We start from the raw sequence: 23,035 nt of genomic DNA, 5'->3' as shown, positions 1-23,035 counted from the left end.
TATCTCCTCGCTTATTTTCCGGGGACGGTAGAAACTACATTCTGTTTAATTATCAATTATATAGTTAATTTCGATCTTTTCCAAAGTAACTCCGACGCTCGGCGGTCCGTGCCGGCCCGTCTCGATGGCGATCGCGATCTCGGCGGTCTCCCCAGTCGCGTCTCCCGGACCGAAGGCGACCGGAACCGGGAGGTCTCGGACGGGGCTACTCGCCGTCGCTGCCGCTGACCGAGACCCGCGGGTCGAGCACCCCGTAGAGCAGGTCGACGAGGAAGTTCCCGAGGATCACCCAGACGGCGGCGACGAGGAACACGAACTGGATGACCGGGAAGTCCCGCGCGAGGACCGAACTGACCAGAAGCGAGCCGATTCCGGGCCAGTTGAACACGATCTCGATCAGGACGAGCCCGCTGATCGAGGCCGCGAGCGAGATGGGGTAGAGCGTGACGACCGGGAGGGAGGCGTGGCGAATGATCTTGCGCAGCAGCGTCGACTCCGGCAGGCCCTTCAATCGGTGGTAGTGGAGAAACTCCTGGTCGCTGACCTCGACGACGCTGTTGCGCATGATCAGGGCGGGGTACTGCATGAAGTACAGCATCACCGTCGCGAACGGGAGCGCGTAGTGCTTCCAGAACTCCGGCAGGAGGAACCGGCGCCAGTAGGGCTGGTCCTGGATCATGATCGACGTCGGCGTCGAGAGCATCCCCGACGTGGGGAAGATCCCCAGCGTCGAGGAGAACACCGCGATCAGGATGATACCCAGGAAGAAGTCGGGGATCGAGTGGAACGCCGAGACGGTGATGATCCCCGATTTCTCGAGGTAGCCGCCGCGGCGCCGGCCCATGATCGCGCCGAACAGCCCGCCGATGATGTACGTCGCGGTGATCGCGGGCGCGACAAGCACGAACGAGTTGAGGATCCGGGGCGCGACCAGATCCCAGACCGGCTCCCCGTAGCGAAACGACTGGCCGACGTCGGCCGTCAGGAGGTTCACGATGTACCGGACGTACTGGACGTGAAGCGGCGCGGCGAGTCCCCACTTGCGTCGCAGGGCCTCGATCTGCTGGGGATCCATCCCTTGCTGGATCAAAAGCGAGGTGTAATCGCCCGGCATCAGCCGGAAGAACAGGAACAGCGCGGAGGCGACGAGGAAGATCAGCACCGCCGTCACCGCCGTCCGCCGGGCGAAGTACCGCAGGCGGCTCACGGGCGCTCACCCCCGTCGCTCGCGGCCGGCTTGGGTTCGGCGCCCGCCCGATCCTCGTGGTCGTAGTAGAGGTGACAGGCGACCTCGCGGTCCCCGTCGCCGTCCGGCGCGACGTCGAGGGGCGTCTCGTCGCAGACGTCCATCCGTTCGGGACACCGGTTCTTGAACCGGCACCCTTCCGGCATGTCTATCGGGTCACCGGGCTCGCCGCCGATGGTCGCCTGCTCGCGGTCGTAGTGCGGGTCGGGAATCGGAATAGATCGGATCAGCGCCTGCGTGTAGGGGTGTTTCGGGTCGGCGAGCAGCGCCCTGGTCGGGGCCTTCTCGACGATCCGCCCGAGGTACATCACGTTGATGTGGTCGCAGATGTACGACACCGTCGACAGATCGTGAGAAATGTACACCATCGACACCCCGAACTCGTCTGTCAGCTCGTTCAGCAGGTTCAGGATCTCGGCCTGGGTCGACACGTCGAGCATCGACGCGGGCTCGTCGGCGAGGATCACGTCGGGCTCGGTGATCAGCGCCCGCGCGATGGCGACCCGCTGTTTCTCCCCGCCCGAGAGCTGGTTCGGGAACTGCTGGATGTACTGGCTCGCGGGCGTCAGTCCGACGCTCTCTAGCATCTCCTCGATGTCGGTCCGGTCGTAGTCGATGCCGTGGATCTCCAGGGGCTCTGCCAGCGTGCGGCGCACGCTGAACTTCGGGTCGAGCGAGTTGAACGGGTCCTGGAAGACGATCTGGACGTGCCGGCGGAACTCCTTCCACTCGTCTTTGGTGAACTCCGAGGTCGGTCGGCCGTGGAACCGCATCTCGCCGCCGGTCGGATCGTAGAGCCCGATGATCGTCCGCAGCAGCGTCGTCTTCCCACAGCCGCTCTCGCCGATCACGCCCTGGACCTGATTTTCCGCCAGCGTCAGGTTCAGGTCGTCGACCGCCCGCACCAGCTTGGGCCCCTCGCCGACGAGCCGATTTCTGATGGTCTCGGTGATCCCCGAGGTCGTGTCGAAGTGCTTTTCGAGCGACCGCAGTTCGAGGACCGGCGCCCCGTCGCTCACTGTCCTCCCTCCAGAATGCTCGTCGACTCGGTCGAGCGTTCGAGGTGGTTCGCGGCGAGCTCCGACATCTCGCCGGCTCGGACGCACCACGCGAGGTGGTCGTCGTCGCCGGCGACCGGGGTGGCCGGCGGCGCGCCCTCCCGGCAGGCGGGCTCGGCCCACGGACACCGATCGGCGAACGTACAGAAGTCAACTTCGTCGCGCAGTTGGGGCGGGTGGCCGTCGATCACGGCCAGCTCTCGGTCCGGGAAGCGCACGTCGGGAAACGCGTTCTGGAGCAAGATCGCGTACGGGTGGCGCGGCCGGTCGAACACGTCGTCGACGGTGCCGGTCTCGGCGATCTGGCCCCCGTGCATCACCGCCATCGAGTCGCAGTTCTCGAACACCAGCGAGATGTCGTGGGTGATCAACAGCATGCTGACGTCCCAGTCGTCTTTCAGGCCGTTGATATAGTCCATGATCTGATCCTGCATGATCACGTCGAGCGCGGTCGTCGGCTCGTCGGCGATGATCAGACTCGGCTGCAGAAACAGCGCGAACGCGATGATCGCCCGCTGTTGCATCCCGCCGGAGAACTGGTGGGGGTAGTCGCTTATCCGGGACTCCGAGAGCCCGACCACGTCGAACAGCTCCCGGAGGCGGTCGAGCGCCGCCGGCTTCGAGAGGTCGGTGTGGTACTTCGCCATCTCGACGGCCTGCTCGCTCAGTTTCATCACGGGATCGAGGCTGTTCATCGACGACTGGGGGATCACCGAGACCTCCTTCCAGCGGACGTTCTCGTTGAACTCCGACTCGGAGTAGTCCTGAATCTGCTCGCCCTTGAACCGGATCTCCCCGGAGACGACTTCCCCGTTGTCGTCGAGGCCGCCGACGATCGAGTCGGCGATGGTGCTCTTGCCGCACCCGCTCTCGCCGACCAGCCCGAAGTAGTCGCCCTCGTCGATCGCGAACGAGGCGCCGTTGACCGCGCGGACGTCGTCGCCGTCGGTCCGGTAGCGGATGTCGACGTCGTCGAATTCGAGTATGGGTTCGGCCATCTCAGACCACCACCTCGTCGTCGCCGCCGCCCTCGTAGCCCCGCCCGAGCAGGTACAGCGACAGGACGGTCAGCGCGATCATGATTCCCGGCGGGAACGACCACCACCACGCGTCCGCGACCCGCCCGGCCTGATTGGCGTTGCGGATCATGATCCCCCACGTCGGCGTGAACGGGTCGGTGACGCCGATGAACGACAGGCCCGCCTGCTCTAGGATCGCCAACCCGACGCCCATCGCGAAAAACAGCGCGGCCATGTTGGCGATGTTCGGCAGGATGTGCTTGCGCATGATCCACGGCGTACTCGCGCCGGAGGCCCGCGCGGCCATGATGTATGGCCGCTGTTTGATCTGGAGCACCTGCGAGCGTATCACCCGAGCGATGAACCGCCAGAGCACGAGCCCGAGGATCGCGATCGTGGTGTAAAAGCCCGCGCCGAAGAACGTGATGAGGACGATCGCGAACGGGATGAACGGGATACCGTACATGAAGTCGACCAGCCGCATGAGGAGGCTCTCGGTCTTCCCCCCGACGTAGCCGGCGGTCATTCCCACCGACAGCCCGACCGTCATCATCAGCCCCCCCGCGAGAAGCCCGGTGATCAGAGTCGTCCGGGCCCCGATCAGAAGCCGCGAGAGCACGTCTTCTCCCCGATCGTTGGTCCCCAGCGGGTGTTCGAGCGACGGCGGCTCGTACCGCATCAGCTCCCCGCTCGCGGTCGTCTGTTGCTCGTTGTACGGGTACGGCGCGATCATCGGTCCGATCACCCCGAGGATCAGGATCGCCACCAGCACCCCGAACGCGAACCGGGTGATGCGCTCGGAGAGGAGGTTCCGCATCGTGCGCCGAGCGATGATCGCGAAGTCGCTGTTCCGGTACGCTCGGACCCGCTCCGCGACGCTCATCGGTACCCCCACGGCCCCACGGCGCAGTAATCACACTCTCCGTCGACGGTCATGATTTGCCATGTGTAAACACACCGCAACTGGTAAAAAGATTGTGCTGGGGCCGTCCCCGTCCGGATTCCCCACGGGAGTCGGTCCCGATCCGCGCCCGGGGGTTCATGCGCGGTGGCGCTCCAGCTCCGCCTCGACCGTGGCGGGCCCGTGAGCGCCGTAGAGGCGCGCCTCGACCGCCCCGTCGCGCACGAACAGCAGTGCCGGTCCCGCTGTGAGGTCGTACTCCCGGTCGAGGAACTCCCGGTCGGCCGGCCCGTACACGGCGAACGGCATCACGCCCCGGGGCTCCTCGAAAACCGCTTCGAGGTCCCGCCGGGCCAGTTCACAGCTCTCCGAGTCGTCCAGCCAGACGTAGACCACCGCCGGCGAGTACACCCGCGTCAGGTGCGACAGATGAGTCGCCGGCACCGGGACGAACGCCGCCGGGACCCCGTCGGTCCTGACGTCGTAGTCGTCGCCCCGAAACAGCCACAGCGGGGGGAGCAACTGGAGCCACTCGTCGTCGGCCGCCGGCTCCAGGCGGTCGGCGAGCGCGCACAGCTCGGCCACCGTCCGTGGATCGGTCGCGCCGAGCGCCGCGAGCGGCTCGACCACCGTCTCCTCGTCGACCCGGCGGCGAACCGCGGGGAGGAGGTCGTCGGCGTCCCGACCCGCGAACTCGGCGGTGTAATCTGTGACAGCCTCCTCGAACTCCCCTGTCGTTGTCGCGGCTTCGCCGTCGACGGTCAGTACGCCGGCGTCGAATAGCACGCTTTTTGCTGGCATCTCACACACCTATCGGCGGTCTGCACGGTGATAAAACCTCCGCGGCCGGCGTGGGGGCCGTGCGGTTCCGGCGGTCCCGGCTGACCGTTTAGACCGCGAACCCCGGTCGCGCGCTTCGCTGTGCCCCGCCGCCGAGGCCGCGGCGGGGAAACGCTTTTTTGACCTGTTACCGATTACCACGGCCATGACCGCGCGCACACAGATCCCGGCGCTCGGGCTGGGCACGTACCGGAACACCGACCCCGAGCGGTGCCGGGACAACGTCCGAACCGCGCTGGACGTGGGATACAGGCACGTCGACACCGCAGAGGCGTACGGCAACGAGGAGGCGGTCGGTGAAGGAATCGCGGCGGCCGACGTCGACCGCGAGGACGTGTTCCTCGCGACGAAAGTGCTCCACCCGAAGTTCGCCGACGGGTACGCAACCGACGACGTCCTCGACAGCGCGCGAGACTGCCTCGACCGGCTCGGCCTCGAGCGGGTCGACCTGCTCTACGGCGTCCACTGGCCGGGCGGCGACTACGACCCCGAGGCGACGTTCGAGGCGTGCGCGGAGCTCCGCGAGGAGGGCGTCGTCGACCACATCGGGGTCTGCAACCTCACCCCCGAGCTGTTGGACGAGGCCCGGGCGGCCTCCGAGGCGCCGATCCAGGCGTTGCAGGTCGAGATGCATCCGCTCCTACAGCAAGAACGGCTCCGGGAGTACTGCGAGACCCACGACATCACGCTCGTGGCGTACGCCCCGCTCGGCTACGGCGCGGTGTTCGAGAATCGGGTGATCGGGGAGATCGCCGAGGAGCGCGGCGTCAGCGAGGCGCGGGTGAGCCTGGCGTGGCTCCGCGAGAAGGGCGTCGCGACGATCCCGAAGGCGAGCACCGACGAGCACATTCGCGACAACTGGTCGTCCCTGGAGTTCGACCTCGACGAGCCCGAGATCGCGGCGATCGACGGCATCGAGCAGGAAGACCGCCAGTACGATCCGGACTACGCGCCGGCGTGGTGACCGTCCGATCGCTCGATCTCGGTCGGTCTCTCAGATCGCTCGATGGCGATCACTCCGAGCCGGCGCGCAGCGAGTCGAGCCGCGACCCCAGCACGGCCCGCGCCGACGCGACCTCGTCGCCGAGTCGGAGCAGTCGGTACCCCCGATCGATCGCGGCCTCGGCGTCCGCCGCGTCGTCGGTGACCCACCCGAGGGGGACGCCGGCGTCGAGACACGCCTCCCGTATCTCCGCGATCGCCCGCCGAACGTCGGGATGATCCTTCTCGAATGGACGACCGATCGAAACCGAGAGGTCCGCGGGCCCGACGAACGCGAAGCCGAGCTCCGGCACCGCCGCGATGGCGCCGAGGTTCTCGACCGCGGTCCGTGTCTCGATCATACAGCCCACCGACACCGCCTCGTCGTGGGCGGACGGATCGATCGACGAGGCGTCGCCCCACCCGCTGTCGCGTCCGGCGCCGGCGCCGTAACTGCCCGGACGACCGTCGTAGGCGAACCGGGCGGCCTCGATCGCCTGCCTGATCTCGTCGGCCGACTCTACGCGCGGAATCAGGAGCGTCTTGACGCCGGTGTCGAGCACCTTCCGGACGGCCGCGGGATCGCCGGACGGGAGCCGTACCACGAGGTCGATCTCGGCCGCGTCGGCCGCCCTCGCCAGTCGGTCGAGGACTCGGCTGTCGAACGGGCTCGCCCCGGCGTGTTCGAGGTCGATCCACGCGAAGTCCAGTCCCATCTCGCCGTACACTTCGACGACCGACGGTGACGTCGTCGCGGCTCGGGCGCCGAGGATCGGCCCCTGTTCGTCGAGCAGGTGACTCACGCGACGCTGTTTGCCCATAGGTGTCACACATCACCGAGAGTATTCAGTATTCGGGACGGACCGGACGATCACACGTTCGGTCCGTGAGGCCGCTCGCGGCCGGCGGGAGCTGACTGCTTTGCTCGTCCGTCTCGGTCTGAAATCTGCGAGAGAATTACACTCACCGGCGCGTCAGTCGCTGACCGCCACGGTTTCCGGAGCAAAAATCTTTTTACGTATTCCCGCACCACTTCATGTCGCTATGCAACGAGTTCGATTCCGCGACCCGGCCGGCTCCGTGCGGGTCGGCGAGTGGACCGACGAGGGGGTCGCCTTCGCCACCCGGCAGTTCGACCTCGACGAGGTGACGGTACTGTCGCCGGTCGAGCCGAGCAAGATCGTCTGCGTCGGGCTGAACTACGCCGACCACGCCGAGGAGACCGACTCCGAGATTCCGGAACGCCCGCTGTTGTTCCTGAAAGCGCCGAACACGCTCGCGGCCCACGGCGACACCATCGCGCTCCCGGACGACAAAGAGCGCATCGACCACGAGGCCGAACTGGGGGTCGTCATCGGCGAGCAGTGTCGGAACGTCCCGGCCGACCGGGCCGAGGAGGTCATCGCGGGCTACACCTGCGTCAACGACCTCTCGAACCGGGACGACCAGCGCCAAGAGCAAAACTGGGTTCGGGGGAAGTCGTTCGACAACGCCGCCCCGATCGGGCCGGTGGTCGCGTCGCCTGACCGCGTCCCCGAGGACGCCTCGATCAGGCTCCGGAAGAACGGCGAGATCCAACAAGAGTCGACCATCGACAACCTCATCTTCTCGGTCCCGGAACTGATCGAAGAGATCACCACGCTGGTGACCTTAGAGGAGGGCGACGTGATCGCGACCGGGACGACCTCGGGCGTGAGTCCGATCAGCGACGGCGATTCTGTCGAGATCGAGATCGAGGGCGTGGGGACGCTCCGCAACGAGTTCGTCGCCGAGGAGTTCTCCGGGGAGGTCGAACACGACTTCATGCCGGACCACTGAGTAGACGGTCGAGTTCGGCGCCCGCTCGACCCGGCGCGTCTCGGTTTGCCTGACTGAAGCCTCTCGTCGGGCGATAGTATAATTGTGTATTATTGTGTGTATGAAACAATACTATATGCTTACCATCTACTTACTCTGTGTGCGATACGACTCGCGGATCTATCGACTAATTTAACTATGTTGTTGAAGGTGCCAAAAATAGAAACAATCGTATTTTAAACTCTTTCTTGCGAATTATCGGGTGCAATATATACTGTCTCTTGGCTACCGCCCGTCTTGTTTGGTTCACTACCGCCGCCGTGACGGGATATAGAATTGTTCAAATAACAAAATACTACCCGCCCGCCTGCCCCGGCTACTCCGAGTCGAGCGCGCCGAACCCGGCCGGCGGTCGCCGGTGGTCGGTCGCCTGCTCGTACGCGTAGGCGAGTTCGAAGAGTCGCGGCTCGGCGAACTCCCGGCCGAGCAGTTCGACGCCCACCGGGAGACCGTCGTCGGTGAACCCGGCCGGCACGACCATCGAGGGCAGACCCGTGTGGGCCGACAGCTCGCAGTTCAGCTCCTCGAACGGCTGGTGGTCGGGAATCTCGACCGGCGGGATCGTCGACGGCGGGTACAGCAGGGCGTCGAGGTCCCGTTCGACCATCCGGCGCTCGGTGTCGATCTTGAGCCGGCGCCGCCGGTCGAGTCGCCGGAGGTAGCCGAGGTTTCGGTCGAGCGACTCCACGTCGGTGTCGAGGATGTCGCTACCCTCCAGTCGGGAGGCGACCGCCGGTGCGACCTCCCCGGACGCGACGATCTCCGCGAGCGAGTCGTACGCCACCGCGTCGTCGAGCCCCGCCAGATACGCGTCGAAGTCGCGTTTGAACTCGTACGGGATGACGCGAGCCGACCCGAGTTCGTCCGTGTCGGCGACCGCCACGGAGTCGACGATCGTCGCGCCCGCCGCCGCCATCTCCGCGATCGCGGAGTCGACGATCTCGGTCACTTTCTCGGCCGCTTCGGCGGGTGCGCTCTCCTCGTCTTGTAGACCGAAGAACTCCCGAACGACGCCGATCCGAGCGCCGTCGAGGCCGTCCGCGTCGAGGTGCGAGACGTAGCCGCCGTCGGGGACGCGGCCGACGCCCCGCGCGGTGACGGGGTCCTCGGGGTCGTAGCCGGCCATCGCGTCGAGCAGTCGGGCGGCGTCGGCGACGCGCCGGGCGATGGGCCCCGCGGTGTCCTGGGACTCGCTCAGCGGGACGACGCCGGTGCGGCTGACCAGCCCGCGGGTCGGTCGGACTCCGACCAGATCATTGAACGCGGGCGGAGACCTGACCGACGAGCAGGTGTCCGAGCCGGTCCCGACCGCCCCGAGGTTCGCGGCGACCGCCGCGGCGGTCCCCCCGCTGGAGCCAGACGGCCGCCGGTCGAGGTCGTAGGCGTTGTGAGTCTCCCCGCCGAGCGAGCTGATGGTGTCGACGCCGTACGAGAACTCCTGGAGGTTCGTCTTCCCGACGATCACGCCGCCGGCCTCCCGGAGCCGGCGGACGACGAACGCGTCCTCGTCGGGGACCGACTCCGCCAGCGCGGTCGACCCCGCGGTGGTCGGCATGTCGCGGGTGTCGTGGTTGTCCTTCAGCAGGATCGGGACGCCGTGGAGCGGGCCGACGAACCCCGAGTCCTCGAACTGGGCGTCGAGTTCCCGGGCGCGCTCGCGGGCGGCGTCGTTCAGCGTCAGTATCGCGTTCAGGTCGCCGTCGTACTCGTCGATCCGGGCCCGGTAGCGTTCGACGAGCTCTGCGGCGGTGACCTCGCCCGCCTCGATGGCGGCGCGGATGTCGCCGATCGTCGCTTCGAGCACGTCGAACGAGTCGGCGTCGCCAGTCGAATCCATGTCTTGGAAGCGCATACCAATTCCAACACCTAACAACCATCGGTGTGACGGGTGCGTCGCCGGACCGAACGGTCGCGAGCCGACCGTCGCTTGCTCCCGGTGGCTGGCAGTCGTATCACCCTATCGATCTCGGTCTGACGTGAGTCAAATCGCTCCCGTCGCTGGTGGTACTACGAATCAACCGCTGCGTTCCGAAACCCTTTTCAATTTTTAGGCTGGCCTAAACAATATGGCAGACGAAGTCAACGAACGACGATCTACCACGCGGCGTAACTACATGAAGTATGGCGGCGCTCTCGTTGGTAGCGGGTTGCTTGCCGGTTGTACCGGTGGAGACGATTCCCAAAACACCGTAACAGAATCGGATTCCACGCCGACTGCGACGGAGACGACGACCGCCACACCGACCGAGACAACCACGGAAGACAGTTCGTACTCCGTGACGATAGAACCTGTTGGCGACGTCACCTTCGAGTCTGTTCCCCAAACGTGGGTCGCAGAAAATGCCAGTTGGGGGGACATGGGTGTTTCACTCGGATTGGAGAAGCCGAGTGCAATCGTCCTCACAGGCGAGTACCGGACGTGGGCATACGAGGACATTCCGGGGCTCTCCACTGGCAAGGAGGATATGATTTCGCTCTGGCAAGACGGGATTTCCAAGGAGACCTTGTTAGAAATTGACGCCGACGTACACTTTATCGACCCGAACTATATGACCAACCTCATCCCCAACTGGAAGCGCGCGGATGTCACGGAGATGGCCGAGCGTCTCTCTCCGTTCTGTGGCAACACGAGCTTCTCGACGTATTCGTGGCACGAGGACTACCCGTACTACTCGCTGTACGAGGCCACCGAGAAGGTCGCACAGGTATTCCAGCGAATGGACCGTTTCGAGGCGCTTCAGGCGCTCCACGACGAGACCGTTTCGAGCATACAGGAACGACTGCCACCCGAGAGCGAGCGCCCGGCAATCGGGCTTCTCTCGCCAGCATCGACGCAACCGGAAAAGTACTACCCCTATCGGCTCGGTGAGACGACTGCGTACAAACACTGGCACGACCTCGGTGTAAGCGATGCGTTTGAAGGCTCAGACATCCAGAGCTTTACGTCCGATCGCGGCACTATCGATTACGAGACGCTGCTGGACGTCGATCCCGAGATCATACTGTTCTACACCGACGAGCACTGGACGCGCTCAGAGTTCCGCGAGACGTACCTCACGTTCCTCCAAGACCACGACGTAGCGAGCCAACTACGCGCAGTTCAGAACGGTGAGGTTTATCCGGCAGGCGGGATGTACCAAGGCCCGATTATCAACCTCGCAAAGACCGAACGTGCCGCGAAGCAGTTGTTCCCCGACGTTTTCGGCCAAGACGAGCAACTGTACAGTCGCCAACGAATCGCCGATATTCGGGACGGAGACGTGTGAACTACCCCACCCTACTCGCTCACGGCTGACACCGCTCGCCCCTTGAGTGTGGGACGTCCTGTTTCCACGACGCGCTTTACAAACACCGAATCGGTATTCGGAGTGCGTCCAGAAGTCTAAGTACTCGCGGAGGCTACGGTTTACGATAAGTTCCCGGTCAGCATAGGCGCCGCTACCCCTCTAACCCGTTGGTGCAGGATCGTCAGAGACCGCGCGTTTCGCTACTCGTAGGAGTCGATTCGTGATATTCTCTACAGCGTCTACGACCTCCGTTTCAGCATAGCACACGAAGTGTCGCGACGTGTACACGGCGCGAATTGAACACTGTCGCCGATTCACTGGCCCCCAACGAAGTCGGAGGTGAGTTCTACGACGATCCACAACGGAAGGAGATACATTAGCAGGAGGGAGCCGATCTCGATTGCGCTAAATATCGGATTATCAGCCCCGGGAGCTGTAACAATAAAGGTCATAACTACGAACCAGAGCGTGAGGACTTGGACCAATTCGCTTCTATCCATCGTCACGCGCATGATGAAAGTGTGAACAAGAGTGCTTTCTGGTTAGTCGACGATCCGTACTTGCCGCTCGGCCCGCGGGACCGTATAAATAGACGCCCGCTACGCTTCGATCAGTTCGATCAGATTGCCCTCCGGATCGCGAACGAACAGGATCGTGGCTCCGCTCTCGGTCGTTCGTGGGTCGCTGATCGTCTCGATGTCGCTCGGGAGCCCCTCGTGGAACGCCTCGACGTCCTCGACCGCGAGCCCGAGGTGCGTGGCGCCCGGCCGATTGACGGCGCCGGCGTCGGCGTCGTCGCCTTCCGGCTCGTACTCGACGAGTTCGACGCGGGCCGATCCGGCGTCGAGGTGCGCGAACCCGCCGGTCGCGCCGTCGACGCCGACCGCGTCGGCGAACGCCGGTCCCGAGACGGCGAATCGGTCGAGCACGTCGAGTCCGAGGACGTCCCGGTAGAACTCGATCGCGCGGTCGAGGTCGGCGACGGTGATTCCGTAGTGGTGGGCCGTTAGATTCGAACTCACGTCCGTGGCTGTGCGCCCCGGCCACAAGCCGGTTTCGCTCGAATCGGCGACGGCGCCGGCGGGCGAGTCCGATTGTCCCTCGCGGCGGGCCGCCCCGGCGGCTCCTGACACCCGGTAGCACAACCTTCAATTCGGTCGTCCGCGTTGTGGCTCCCACGACGAACCCATGAGCGACGAATCCGCCGAGCCGACTCTGACAGCGACCGACGCCGCGGGCCTGACCGACGCCGCGAGCGCGTTGCGAACCGGCGATCGCGACCCGCTGGCGTACGTCGACGGGCTGGTCGACCGCGCCGAGGCCGTCGAGCCGACGGTTCGGGCGCTGGTGGCCGAGTCCGACCGCCGCGAGCGCGTGACCGCCGCCGCCGCGGCGCTCCGCGATCGGTACCCCGATCCGAACGACCGGCCGCCGCTGTACGGCGTCCCGGTCGGGGTCAAAGACATCTTCCACGTCGACGGGTTCCCGACGCGCGCGGGCTCGGAGCTCCCGATCGCCGAGCTGACCGGCGCGGAGGCCGGCGTCGTCTCCGCGCTCCGGGACGCCGGCGCGATCGTGCTGGGGAAGACGGTGACGACGGAGTTCGCCCACTTCGAGCCGGGGCCGACCCGGAACCCCCACGACCCCGACCGAACGCCCGGCGGCTCCAGCAGCGGCTCGGCGGCCGCGGTCGCGGCGGGCGAGACGCCGCTCGCGCTCGGGAGCCAGACCATCGGCTCGGTGATCCGTCCCGCCGCGTTCTGCGGGATCGTCGGGTTCAAGCCGAGCTACGGCCGCGTCCCGATCGACGGCGTGATCCCGCTGGCCGAGTCGGTCGACCACGTCGGCGCGTTCGCCCGCGACGTGGCCGACGTCCGGGCGGCCGCGCCGGTGCTGTGCGAGACGTGGGAGCCCGTCGAGACCCCCGACGAGCCGGTCCTCGGGGTCCCGGGCGACCCGTACCTCGCGCAGGCGTCGACGGTCGGCCGCGAGCGATTCGACGCGCAGGTCGACACGCTCGAACGGGCTGGATACGAGGTCAGACGCGCCGACCCGTTCGAGGATATCGACGCGCTCAACGAGCGCCACGAGCGGCTCGTCGCCGCGGAGGCCGCGCTCGCGCACGCCGAGTGGTTCCGCGACTACGAGGACAGGTACGCCGAGGGCACCGCCGAACTCGTCCGCGAGGGCCGGTCGGTCGGGGTCGGCAAACTGGCCGACGCCCGAGCGAGTCGGCGCGACCTCCGGGCACGGCTGGCGGACGTGATGAACGAGGAAGGGATCGACGTCTGGCTCAGTCCGTCCGCGCCCGGGCCGGCGCCGGCGGGGATCGGCGACACGGGCGACCCGGTTATGAACCTCCCGTGGACTCACGCCGGGGTGCCCGCGATTTCGCTCCCGGGCGACCGCGCGGACGGCCTGCCGGTCGGGCTCCAGTGCGCGACGGCGTTCGGGGACGACGAGCGCCTGCTCGCGTGGGCCGAGTCGCTCGCGGCGGTACTCGCGGACGCGCGCTGACCGACCGCGTCGTCCGGTGGGGGTCGCCGGCGGAACCGGCGAGCGCGGTCGGTGAGCCGAACGTTGATGGTCGGGCCCTGCGACTCCACGACCGTGTCAAAAGATACCGTGTTTCAGGACGTGGCCGAACAGCGCGACCGGCTGACCTCGATGGCCCGCCGGATCTGGGAGACGCCCGAACTCGGGCTCCACGAGGAAGAGTCCTCGCAGGTCCTGATCGACCGCCTCGAGGAGGCGGGGTTCGACGTCGAGGTCGGCGTCGGCGGGATGCCGACCGCGTTCGTGGCGTCGTACGGCGAGGGCGATCCGACGATCGGAATTCTGGGCGAGTACGACGCGCTTCCGGACCTCTCCCAGACCACGACCGCCGAGCGCGACCCCGTCGAGGAGGGCGGCCCGGGCCACGGCTGTGGACACAACCTCTTCGGAGTCGCGGGCGTCGGCGGCGCGATCGCGGTCAAGTGCGCCATCGAGCGCGGCGACGTCGAGGGGACGATCGAGTTCTTCGGCTGTCCGGCCGAGGAGACGCTGGTCGGGAAGGTGTTTATGGCCCGCGACGGCGCGTTCGACCACCTCGACGCCGCGATTACGTGGCACCCCGCCGACCACACCACGCCCACGCTCAAGCGGTCGCTCGCGCTCGACTCGATGCAGTTCACCTTCGAGGGCGTCTCGGCTCACGCCGCCGCCTCCCCCGAATCGGGTCGGTCGGCGCTCGACGCGGTCGAACTCCTCAACGCCGGGGTCGAGTACATGCGCGAGCACGTCCCCGAGGAGGCCCGGATCCACTACGTCATCACCGACGGCGGCGAGGCGCCGAACGTGGTGCCCGCGGAGGCGACCGTCTGGTACTACGTCCGGGCGCCCACCCGCCCCGAGGTCGAGCGCATCAGCGACTGGGTGAGCGACATCGCAGGTGCGGCCGCCGCGATGACCCGGACCGAGGTCGACCGGCGGTACGTCACCGGCTGTTACGACTACCTCCCGAACCGGACGGTAACCGACGCGATCTGGGAGACGATGGAGGAACTCGGCGCGGTCGGCTACGACGAGGCCGACCGCTCGTTCGCCGCCGACCTCCGCGAGACGCTCGACCCCGAGCAGATCGAGGCGAGCGTCGAGGGGATGCCGACCGACCACGCCGACGCGATGCGCGAGGCGAGCCTCTACGACGAGCCGATCCCGCCCCACGGCGAGGGCGAGGTCGGCGGCGGCTCGACCGAGGTGGGCGACGTGAGCTGGATCGCGCCGACCGGCCAGTTCCGCGGGGCGACGTGGGCGGTCGGCACGCCCGCCCACACCTGGCAGGCGACCGCCGCCAACGGCGACTTCGGCGAGGAGGGCGCGGTGTACGCCGCGAAGGTGCTCGGCGGGACCGCGTACGCGTTGCTCGACGATCCGAGCATCGCCGAGCGCGCGAACGAGGAGTTCGACGAGGTGACCGGCGACCGGAGCTACGAGACGCCGCTCCCGTCCGACGCCGAACCGCCGTTCGACATCACCGGCGAGTGAGCCTCGGGGGTCACCGCTCTGGCCGAAGTCGAACGCCGGTCGGCCGCGGTTCTCGGGGCTCCGGGTCGGGTCGACGCGTCGCGTCCGAGGTCGTCACGAACTATCCAAACGCATTTCATCGGCGAGTAACTACCTTCAGAAATACACTACGGATGCATTCTGTCCTGATCGCCGACGACGACGAGGAGATGCGCGAACTTCTCACCTTCAAACTGCAGAACGGATACGACGTGACGGCCGTCTCCGACGGCGCCGAGTGCTGGAACCGGCTGGATACGGCCGCCGACGACCTCCCCGATCTGGTGGTGCTCGACGTCATGATGCCCGGACTGAACGGGTATCGGGTCCTCGACCGGATGGACGGCGACGATCGGTTCGACGACCTCGAAGTCATCATGCTCACCTCCCGCGGGAAAGAAGACGACATCGTCCGCGCGCTCGAAGCCGGCGCGACCGACTACATGACGAAACCGTTCTCGGCGAACGAACTCCTCGCGCGAATAAAGAGAGTACTCGAATGAACGGTACCCCGGCCGTCTCCGTCGAGACGCTCTCTCTGATCGGCGCCGTCGTGACCAGCCTCCTCGCCGTCGTCGGCCTGATCACGATCGGTCGATCCGTCCTGACCGCTCGACGCGACCGACGAACCGCGCAAGCGCGCGGGCAGATTCGTCGGGCGTTCCTCGAACGGATGGAGGCGACCGACCCGGCGTGGGACGACTGGGTGACAGAGCTGAACGAGACCGAACGACGCGTCGCACAGGATCTCTTACGGGAGTACCTCGAACGGGTACGCGGGCGCGATCGGCAGTCGCTTCAGCGCCTCGGCTACGCGCTCGGCCTCGATCGGCGGGCCCGGCGCAAACTCCGCGAGGGAGACCGGTTCGAACGGCGGTGGGCGCTCAACTGGATCGCCCGCCTCGACGTCGACGTCCCGACGGCGTCGCTCGAACGGACGTGTGAGGAGCATCCGGACGCGAGCGCCCCGGTGGCCCGGGTGCTCTACGAACAGGACCGCCCGGAGGCGGCGCGCATCGGGACAGAGCTGTTGCTACGCGGGTCCCGGCCGCTGTCAGTGCTCGGCGTGGACTCGCTCTACCAGCTCAACAAGCTCTCGCCCGCGCCGCTGTTCGAACGCGCGACGAGTTCGTACGACGAGTGGTCCGAGTCGCGACTCATCCAGGTACTCAGGGTGATCGGCGAAGCGGGCCCGGCGAACCCCGACACGTCGCTGGGGTGGATCGGCTTTCTGTTCGTGAGCAGTTCACCGGCCGTCAGAGCGGCGGCGGCCGAGTCGCTCGTCGGATACGGCTGGCACGAGGACGTTCGGGCCGCGGTCGACGTCGAGCGGATCCGAACCGACGAGTCGCCGCGGGTCCGAGGGGCGATCTACCGGATGCTCGGCACCTGGCAGGACGAGGCGTCGACGGCGGCGCTCCTCGCGGCCATCGGCACCGAGACGGACCCGCGGTCGGCGATCGACGCGATTTCGGCGCTGGGCGAGCGTGCGAGAGACCTCGACGAGACCGAACTGAGCGCCGCCAGCGCCGCCGCCAGAGAGTGGGTGCTGGCGTCGACCGAACCGACAAAGACCGAGGCGGTGCGATGACGTCCGTCGGCGACGCGCTACTCCTGATCGGGTGGGTGGTTCTGGGGTACTACCTGGTGGTCAACGGCGTCTATCTGATCGTGCATATCGCGGCGCTGTACGGCGTCCGGACCGACCTAAAAAAGCGTGCCGCGGGGACGATGTACCAGCGGTTCGCCTCGCCTTTCTTCCCCGGCGTGACCGTCGTCGTTCCGGCGTACAACGAGGAGGCAGTCATCGTCGAGAACGTCCAGTCGCTGTTGAACCTCAACTACCCGGAGCTCGAGATCGTGGTCGTCAACGACGGCTCGGACGACGCGACGCTCTCGGAGCTCCGTTCGGCGTTCGACCTCCGGCGGATCGACGCCCCGGTCCCGTTCGACGTCCCCAGCGAGCCGATCGAAGCGGTGTATCGGTCCGACGACGCCCCCACCCTCCGGGTCGTCGATAAGGTAAACGGCGGTCGGGCCGACGCGGTGAACGCGGGAATCTGGCTCGCCGACCAGCCGCTGTTCTGTACGATCGACGCCGACTCGATCATCGACAGGGACGGGCTCTTGCAGGCGGTCGAACCGTTCTTGGATCGCCCGGAGGAGACCGTCGCGACCGGCGGGACGATCCGCGTCGCGAACGGCTGTTCGATCGATAACGGGACGATCGAATCGGTCGACCTCCCGGAAAGCAGGCTGGCGGGCCTTCAGACGATGGAGTACCTGCGGGCGTTTTACTCCGGGCGACTGGGGCTCGATCGGCTGAACGCCCTGATGTTGATTTCGGGCGCGTTCGGCGTGTTCCGGACCGACCTCGTCCGCGAGGTCGGCGGGTACGAGACCGCGAGCGTGACCGAGGACTTCGAGCTGACCCTGCGTCTGCACCGGTATCTCCGGGAGCGAGACCGGGAGTACAACGTCGAGTTCGTGCCCGAGCCGGTCGTCTGGACCGAAGTCCCAGAGTCGCGGGCCGCGTTCAGCCGACAGCGACGCCGGTGGTATCGAGGACTCCTCGACACGATGGCTCGCCACCGGCGGATGCTCGGTCGTCGACGGTACGGCTCGCCCGGCGTGTTCGGCTACCCCGCCTTCCTGCTCGCGGAGGTCTTCGGACCGCTGGTCGAGGGGTTCGGGTACGTGATCGTGCCCCTGGCGTTCGCGGTCGGGGCCGCGGACGCGTCGTTCATGCTCCTGTACTTCGGGCTCACGGTCGGGGTGGGCGTGCTCCTGTCGTGGTTCGGAATCCTCAGCGAAGTCTGGAGCTTCAGGCGGTACGACCGACCGATGCAGGTCCTCCGTCTGCTTGGCCACGGCGTTCTGGAGAACTTCGGGTTCAGACAGTGGAAGACCCTGATCGCGTGGCGGGGGCTCTACGAGTATCTCCGCGGCGAGACGTCGTGGGGTGAGATGCGCCGCTCCGGGTTCGACGCCGACTGAGCCGATTCATCCGGGACGACGACAACCGAAATTCAGCCGTCTTGTCACCGAACAGAACTAAGACAAACGATTGATAACACTCGGCTCTTTACTCGGGGTAATGGCTCGTACAGATGTCGGGATCCCTGACTCCATTCACGTTCTGTACGTGAACGACGACGAGGGGTTCGCGGAGTTGACCGAGACGAAACTCCTGAGTCTCTCGTCGTCCTTCGAAGTCACGACCGTCGACACCGCGGCCGCGGCCATCGACCGGGTCGACTCGGCCGCAGTCGACTGCGTGGTGACCTCTTACTCGCTGGCGGACGGGACAGGGATCGACCTCCTCGAACGACTGGGAGCCGACGGCTACGAGCTTCCGACGATCCTGTTTACCGGTCGTGGAAGCGAGCGGATCGCGGGCGAGGCGACACAGGCGGGCGTCTCCGATTACATCCCGATCCGGTCCGACCACGACAGCTTCGAGTTGCTCGCGCGCCGCGTCCGGACGCTCGTCGAGGCCGCCCGGAAGGAAGCGGTCGCCGAACGGATCTCCGACCGCTTCGAGCGGACGCTCGAACGCGCGACCGACGCGATCTACGCCGTCGACGACGAGTGGCGCATCGAGTACATGAACGAGAAGATGGCCGACCGCGTCGACTGCGACCCGGACGCCGTCGTCGGGACGACGCTCTGGGAGTCGTTCCCGTCGATCGTGGGCACGGAGCTCGAACGCCGATACCGAACCGCGATGCAGACCGGCGAATCCCGGACGTTCGAACACCGGATCGGAGCCCCGTTCGACTACTGGGTCGAGATACGGGTGTTTCCCGACGACGACGGCCTGACCGTCTTCTCCCGGGAGATAACGGCCGAGCGCGAGCGAGAACTCGATCTGGAGCGGAGCGAGACGATCCTCCGGAACATCCACGACGCCGTGCTCGTCCTCGACGACGAGGGGGTCGTGCAGTTCACGAACGCGGCCGCCGAACGGCTTGTCACCGGCGAGCAGTCGACCCAACTCGAGGGCCGAGCGCTCGAGGCGGTCGTCGGCGACCGGCTGGCTGAGTCGGACGCCGAGCGGTTCTCGGCCGCCGTCGAGTCGACGCTGAACGAGATCGAGAGCGACGGCGGGGTCACCGGCCTGTACGATTCGGACCTCAAACTCGACCTCGAAGTCGGCGGCCGCGACCGCTCGTTCGACGTCCGCTTTACGCCGTTCCGGAGCCGAGAGACCAAACGCGTGCTCGTCGTCGCCCGAGACGTCACCGAACAGCGCGAGGCCAACCGACGGTTAGAGCGCGAACGCGACTCGCTCAGGGAACTCCAGTCGGTCATGGCCGAGACCGACGTCGCCGCCGAGACCCGCCTCCGCAGGCTGTTGGAAGTCGGCTGTCGGACCCTCGATCTCGAAATCGGGATCGTCTCGCACGTCCGGGGCGACGACTACGCGGTCAGGGCGGCTCACGCGCCCGACGCCGAGATCGAGGCCGGGGATCGGTTCGACCTCGAATCGACGTACTGCGAGGAGGTCGTCGGGACCGACGCGGTCTGTTCGTTCGCCGACGCGGTCGCAGACGGAAAGGAGACCCATCCCGCCTATCGCGAGTTCGAACTGGCGTCGTACATCGGCGCGCCCCTCGTCGTCGACGGCGAGCGCTACGGGACGGTCAACTTCTCGAGTCCGACCGTGCGGGACGCCGAGTTCGGGCGGCTCGAACGGACGTTCGTCGAACTGCTGTCCGAACTCGTCAGCGCGGAGATCTCTCGGGGGCGGGACCGCACCGAACTCGAACGCCAGGAGTTCCTGTTCGAACGCGTCCAGGACATCGCGGACATCGGCGTCTGGGAGTACTTCCCGTCGACGGGCGACGTCCGGTGGTCGGCGGGCGTCCGAGAGATCCACGGCGTCGACCCCGAGTACGAGCCCACGCTGGACGACGCCATCGAGTTCTACCACCCCGCCGACAGGGAGACGATATCGGCGGCGGTCGACCGGGCGATCGAGGAGGGCGAGTCGTACGATCTCGACCTCCGGGTGGTCCGGACCGACGGCGAGGTGCGCGACGTCCGCGCGTGGGGCGAGTGTGTCGATGCCACCGCACGCGGCGACGTCGTGCTTCGCGGAGTGTTTCAAGACATCACCGAGCGAAAGGCCCGCAAGCGCGGCCATCAGGAACTCGCCGAGGAGTACGAGGCACTGCTCGACACCTCCGGGGACGCGATCTTCCTGCTCGACGTCGACGAGACCGAGGGGGACCCGTCCTTTGAGTTCGCTCGGCTCAGTCCGGGCTACGAGACCCAGACCGGGCTCACGACCGAGCAGGTCCGGGGCCAGTCGCCCCGAGAGGTGTTCGGCGACGAACGGGGCGCCGAGCTCGCGTCGAACTACACCGCGTGTGTCGAACAGGGCGGCCCGATCTCGTATCGCGAAGAGCTCGACATCGACGACGACGCGCGGTTCTGGGACACCAGCCTCGCGCCGGTCGTCGTCGACGGCGAGATCGTCCGTATCGTCGGCATCGCTCGGAACGTGACCGAACAGGTCGAGCGAGAGCGCGACCTCGAGACGACCAACGAGCGACTGGAGTCGCTCATCGAGGCGACGCCGCTGACCGTGATGGAGATCGACACCGACGGAACCGTCGTCCGGTGGAACGACGAGGCCGAGCAGATGTTCGGCTGGTCGCGCGAGGAGGTGCTCGGCGAACTCAATCCGATCGTCCCGGACGAGCGCCAAGCGGAGTTCGCGTCCCACCGACAGCGCGCCCTGAACGGCGAGCGAATTCGGGGCAAAGAGATACGACGGGAGACCAAAGACGGCGAGGAGCTTAATCTGCTCCTGTCGGTCGCCCCGATCACCGACCCGGACGGCGAGATTTCGAGCATCCTCGCGGTCCTCGAAGACATCACCGAACAGAAGCAACTAGAAGCGAAGCTCCGCTCGCTTCAGGAGACCGCCCAGCGGCTCAGCGGCGCCCAGTCGAGCGACGAGATCGGCGCCATCGCCATCGACGCCGCCGTCGAGATTCTCGGATTCGACCTCACCGCGATCTGGGAGTCGGCCGACCAGTCGGACGCGCTCGTCCCGCTGGCGGCCAGCGACGCCACGGAAGACGCGATCGACGAGTTGCCGCGATTGGAGGCCGGCGAGAGCCTCGCGTGGGACGCGTTCGAGCAGTCCGATCTCCGGGTGTACGACGACCTGCAGGCCGAGCCCGCCCTCGATGAGTCCGCTTCGGATCTCGTGAGCGGCCTGTTCGTTCCCCTCGGCGAGTTCGGGCTCCTCGGGGTCGGGACGCCGGAGAAAGACGCGTTCTCCGAGACCGACGCCGATCTCTTCCGGATACTGGGCGCGACCGTCGAGGCGGCGTTCGCGCGGGCGAGCCGGGAGGTCCAACTCCAGCGCCAGAACGAACGGCTCGACGAGTTCGCGAGCGTCGTGGCCCACGACCTCCGAAACCCCCTGTCGGTCGCCAAGGGCTTTCTCGACGTGGTCGGCGAGACGGGCGAGCTGGAGCATCTCGATCGGATCGAATCGGCACACGACCGCATGGAGCGGCTCATCGAGGACCTCCTCACGCTGGCTCGCGGCGAGTCGACGGTCACGGACCCCGAGCGCGTCGACCTCCGGAGCGTGACGACCGAGGCGTGGGGGTACGTCGACACCGACGAAGCGACGCTCACGGTCGCAGATGGCGTTCCCACGGTGGTCGGGGACGGCAGTCGGCTGACACAGCTGTTCGAGAACCTCTTCAGAAACGCGGTCGAACACGGCGGGGCGGCCGTCACGATCACCGTGGGCCCGCTCGACGCGGCGGAGGGGTTCTACGTCGAGGACGACGGCGAGGGGATCGCGCCAGAGAAACGCGACGAGATATTCGACTACGGCGTCACGTCCACCGAGGGCGGGACCGGCTTCGGGCTCTCGATCGTCGCCGACATCGCGGCGGCCCACGGCTGGACGGTGTCGGTGACAGACGGCTCGGACGGCGGCGCCCGCTTCGAGTTCGTCGCGGCCGAGTGACCCGTCGGCTCGCCGGCGCTCACGCCGCCGCCGCCGACGTGTCGGGGCGGGGCGTCTCGGCCGTGGCGTTCGCGAACCACGGGACGACGACCTCGGCCAGCCGCCGATGGGCCGCCTCGTACGAGAGCGGGGCGGACGCGTCGCCGCGCTGGCCCCGATAGGCGCCGAACTGCGTGTGGTTGATCCCCGGAACCTCCCGGACGGTCGCGTCGGGCGGCAGGCGGCTCCGGGCCGCGCGGTACGCGTCGCGGTCGAGGACGGCGTCGGCGCTCCCGGTCACGCTGAGGACCGCCAGCCCGCGGTCGCTCACGTCGCCGTCGCAGTACGAGGCGAACAGGACGAGCCCCCGGACGTCGTGGGACGCGGCGTACCGACACGCCGCGACGCCGCCAAGCGAGTGCCCGCCGACGACCCACGTCCGAACGTCCGGGTTCCGGGCCCGGATCTCGCCCGCGGCGTCGGCGTCGAGGAGCGCGACGTTGAGCGGCATCTTCGGGACGAACACCACGGCCCCGGTCCGGGCCACCAGCGGCGCGAGCGTCTCGAAGTAGGCGTCGGGCGCGACCCGGGCGCCGGGGTAGAAGACGACGCCGACGCTCGCGTTTCGGTCGGCCGGGGCCAACACCGCCACGTCGCCGTCGGTCGAGACCGACACCCGCGGGTCGTCCTCGACCGACTGGATCGAGGCGGGCGTCGCGTGGAACGGCGTCGAGAGGTAGGCGACCGCGCCGACGGCGCCGACGAGTACCACCGCCAGCACCACGACGACCGCCAGTTTCAGTCGGCGCATACAGAC

18 protein-coding genes are annotated in these 23,035 nt (G+C 67.1%); 9 read left to right on the top strand and 9 right to left on the bottom strand.

Translation table 11 applies throughout. The annotated features are described in order from the left end of the window. Positions 1 to 205: 205 nt before the first annotated feature. The 5 genes from EPL04_RS11975 to EPL04_RS11955 form a co-directional block, all read right to left on the bottom strand. Positions 206 to 1,207 carry an ABC transporter permease gene (locus EPL04_RS11975; protein ID WP_134671585.1) on the bottom strand — a complete coding sequence of 334 codons (1,002 nt, stop codon included), beginning with the start codon at positions 1,205 to 1,207 and terminating at the stop codon, positions 206 to 208. Further along, positions 1,204 to 2,265 carry an ABC transporter ATP-binding protein gene (locus EPL04_RS11970; protein WP_134671584.1) on the bottom strand — a complete coding sequence of 354 codons (1,062 nt, stop codon included), beginning with the start codon at positions 2,263 to 2,265 and terminating at the stop codon, positions 1,204 to 1,206. Before EPL04_RS11970 ends, EPL04_RS11975 begins: the two co-directional genes overlap by 4 nt. Further along, positions 2,262 to 3,302 (bottom strand): ABC transporter ATP-binding protein, encoded by a 1,041-nt coding sequence (locus tag EPL04_RS11965; protein WP_134671583.1) that lies wholly within the window; start codon positions 3,300 to 3,302, stop codon positions 2,262 to 2,264. The genes EPL04_RS11970 and EPL04_RS11965 overlap by 4 nt, the downstream gene beginning before the upstream one ends. A 1-nt stretch (position 3,303) precedes the next feature. After that, positions 3,304 to 4,206 carry an ABC transporter permease gene (locus EPL04_RS11960; RefSeq protein ID WP_134671582.1) on the bottom strand — a complete coding sequence of 301 codons (903 nt, stop codon included), beginning with the start codon at positions 4,204 to 4,206 and terminating at the stop codon, positions 3,304 to 3,306. A 156-nt stretch (positions 4,207 to 4,362) separates the two neighbouring features. Further along, positions 4,363 to 5,025: a hypothetical protein gene (locus EPL04_RS11955; protein ID WP_134671581.1), complete on the bottom strand. Its 663-nt coding sequence runs from the start codon at positions 5,023 to 5,025 to the stop codon at positions 4,363 to 4,365. 184 nt (positions 5,026 to 5,209) lie between these two features. Between EPL04_RS11955 and EPL04_RS11950 the strand changes: the two genes are divergently transcribed. Continuing rightward, a complete protein-coding gene (locus EPL04_RS11950; RefSeq protein ID WP_134671580.1) occupies positions 5,210 to 6,028 on the top strand; it encodes an aldo/keto reductase in 819 nt (272 codons plus the stop codon). A 49-nt stretch (positions 6,029 to 6,077) separates the two neighbouring features. Here the strand turns inward: EPL04_RS11950 and EPL04_RS11945 are convergent, their stop codons facing one another. Further along, the gene (locus tag EPL04_RS11945; protein ID WP_134671579.1) at positions 6,078 to 6,866 is read right to left on the bottom strand and encodes an HpcH/HpaI aldolase family protein; all 789 of its coding nucleotides are present in this window, start codon (positions 6,864 to 6,866) and stop codon (positions 6,078 to 6,080) included. A gap of 223 nt (positions 6,867 to 7,089) precedes the next feature. On the opposite strand from EPL04_RS11945, the gene EPL04_RS11940 reads away from it, so the two are divergent. Beyond that, positions 7,090 to 7,863, top strand: a complete 774-nt coding sequence (locus EPL04_RS11940; protein ID WP_134671578.1) for a fumarylacetoacetate hydrolase family protein — start codon at positions 7,090 to 7,092, stop codon at positions 7,861 to 7,863. Positions 7,864 to 8,218: 355 nt separating this feature from the next. Here EPL04_RS11940 and EPL04_RS11935 read toward each other — a convergent pair whose 3' ends face one another. Beyond that, positions 8,219 to 9,754, bottom strand: coding sequence for an amidase (locus tag EPL04_RS11935; protein ID WP_245154560.1), 1,536 nt, complete (start codon positions 9,752 to 9,754; stop codon positions 8,219 to 8,221). A 214-nt stretch (positions 9,755 to 9,968) separates the two neighbouring features. Here EPL04_RS11935 and EPL04_RS11930 point away from each other — a divergent pair, with 214 nt between their 5' ends. After that, positions 9,969 to 11,168, top strand: coding sequence for an ABC transporter substrate-binding protein (locus EPL04_RS11930; RefSeq protein ID WP_134671577.1), 1,200 nt, complete (start codon positions 9,969 to 9,971; stop codon positions 11,166 to 11,168). Positions 11,169 to 11,788: 620 nt separating this feature from the next. On the opposite strand, the gene EPL04_RS11920 is transcribed toward EPL04_RS11930, so the two are convergent. Continuing rightward, positions 11,789 to 12,211 carry a VOC family protein gene (locus EPL04_RS11920; RefSeq protein ID WP_134671575.1) on the bottom strand — a complete coding sequence of 141 codons (423 nt, stop codon included), beginning with the start codon at positions 12,209 to 12,211 and terminating at the stop codon, positions 11,789 to 11,791. A 166-nt stretch (positions 12,212 to 12,377) separates the two neighbouring features. Here EPL04_RS11920 and EPL04_RS11915 point away from each other — a divergent pair, with 166 nt between their 5' ends. The 6 genes from EPL04_RS11915 to EPL04_RS11890 all read left to right on the top strand — a co-directional run bounded on the left by EPL04_RS11915 (position 12,378) and on the right by EPL04_RS11890 (position 22,239). Continuing rightward, positions 12,378 to 13,706, top strand: coding sequence for an amidase (locus EPL04_RS11915; RefSeq protein WP_134671574.1), 1,329 nt, complete (start codon positions 12,378 to 12,380; stop codon positions 13,704 to 13,706). 93 nt (positions 13,707 to 13,799) lie between these two features. Next, positions 13,800 to 15,218, top strand: a complete 1,419-nt coding sequence (locus EPL04_RS11910) for an amidohydrolase (protein ID WP_134671573.1) — start codon at positions 13,800 to 13,802, stop codon at positions 15,216 to 15,218. A gap of 152 nt (positions 15,219 to 15,370) precedes the next feature. After that, complete coding sequence (locus tag EPL04_RS11905; protein ID WP_134671572.1) at positions 15,371 to 15,739, top strand: response regulator transcription factor; 369 nt, start codon at positions 15,371 to 15,373, stop codon at positions 15,737 to 15,739. Continuing rightward, a complete protein-coding gene (locus EPL04_RS11900; RefSeq protein WP_134671571.1) occupies positions 15,736 to 16,827 on the top strand; it encodes a HEAT repeat domain-containing protein in 1,092 nt (363 codons plus the stop codon). The genes EPL04_RS11905 and EPL04_RS11900 overlap by 4 nt, the downstream gene beginning before the upstream one ends. Continuing rightward, a complete protein-coding gene (locus tag EPL04_RS11895) occupies positions 16,824 to 18,233 on the top strand; it encodes a glycosyltransferase family 2 protein (protein ID WP_134671570.1) in 1,410 nt (469 codons plus the stop codon). The genes EPL04_RS11900 and EPL04_RS11895 overlap by 4 nt, the downstream gene beginning before the upstream one ends. A 100-nt stretch (positions 18,234 to 18,333) precedes the next feature. Then, positions 18,334 to 22,239 (top strand): PAS domain-containing protein, encoded by a 3,906-nt coding sequence (locus tag EPL04_RS11890; protein ID WP_134671569.1) that lies wholly within the window; start codon positions 18,334 to 18,336, stop codon positions 22,237 to 22,239. Positions 22,240 to 22,258: 19 nt separating this feature from the next. Here the strand turns inward: EPL04_RS11890 and EPL04_RS11885 are convergent, their stop codons facing one another. After that, positions 22,259 to 23,029 (bottom strand): alpha/beta hydrolase, encoded by a 771-nt coding sequence (locus tag EPL04_RS11885; RefSeq protein WP_245154559.1) that lies wholly within the window; start codon positions 23,027 to 23,029, stop codon positions 22,259 to 22,261. Between the last annotated feature and the right edge of the window lie 6 nt (positions 23,030 to 23,035).

It is taken from the genome of Halorussus marinus (genome assembly GCF_004521895.1).
Classification (GTDB): domain Archaea; phylum Halobacteriota; class Halobacteria; order Halobacteriales; family Haladaptataceae; genus Halorussus; species Halorussus marinus.
Note: the sequence above shows the minus strand (reverse complement) of the source record. Positions and strands in the feature narration are given on the sequence as shown.

Bases quoted from the DNA above. Each gene is read 5' to 3' on its own strand.
- EPL04_RS11965 (WP_134671583.1), bottom strand. From the start codon at position 3,302: ATGGCCGAACCCATACTCGAATTCGACGACGTCGACATCCGCTACCGG.
- EPL04_RS11960 (WP_134671582.1), bottom strand. From the start codon at position 4,206: ATGAGCGTCGCGGAGCGGGTCCGAGCGTACCGGAACAGCGACTTCGCG.
- EPL04_RS11955 (WP_134671581.1), bottom strand. From the start codon at position 5,025: ATGCCAGCAAAAAGCGTGCTATTCGACGCCGGCGTACTGACCGTCGAC.
- EPL04_RS11950 (WP_134671580.1), top strand. From the start codon at position 5,210: ATGACCGCGCGCACACAGATCCCGGCGCTCGGGCTGGGCACGTACCGG.
- EPL04_RS11945 (WP_134671579.1), bottom strand. From the start codon at position 6,866: ATGGGCAAACAGCGTCGCGTGAGTCACCTGCTCGACGAACAGGGGCCG.
- EPL04_RS11940 (WP_134671578.1), top strand. From the start codon at position 7,090: ATGCAACGAGTTCGATTCCGCGACCCGGCCGGCTCCGTGCGGGTCGGC.
- EPL04_RS11935 (WP_245154560.1), bottom strand. From the start codon at position 9,754: ATGCGCTTCCAAGACATGGATTCGACTGGCGACGCCGACTCGTTCGAC.
- EPL04_RS11930 (WP_134671577.1), top strand. From the start codon at position 9,969: ATGGCAGACGAAGTCAACGAACGACGATCTACCACGCGGCGTAACTAC.
- EPL04_RS11915 (WP_134671574.1), top strand. From the start codon at position 12,378: ATGAGCGACGAATCCGCCGAGCCGACTCTGACAGCGACCGACGCCGCG.
- EPL04_RS11905 (WP_134671572.1), top strand. From the start codon at position 15,371: ATGCATTCTGTCCTGATCGCCGACGACGACGAGGAGATGCGCGAACTT.
- EPL04_RS11900 (WP_134671571.1), top strand. From the start codon at position 15,736: ATGAACGGTACCCCGGCCGTCTCCGTCGAGACGCTCTCTCTGATCGGC.
- EPL04_RS11895 (WP_134671570.1), top strand. From the start codon at position 16,824: ATGACGTCCGTCGGCGACGCGCTACTCCTGATCGGGTGGGTGGTTCTG.
- EPL04_RS11890 (WP_134671569.1), top strand. From the start codon at position 18,334: ATGGCTCGTACAGATGTCGGGATCCCTGACTCCATTCACGTTCTGTAC.
- EPL04_RS11885 (WP_245154559.1), bottom strand. From the start codon at position 23,029: ATGCGCCGACTGAAACTGGCGGTCGTCGTGGTGCTGGCGGTGGTACTC.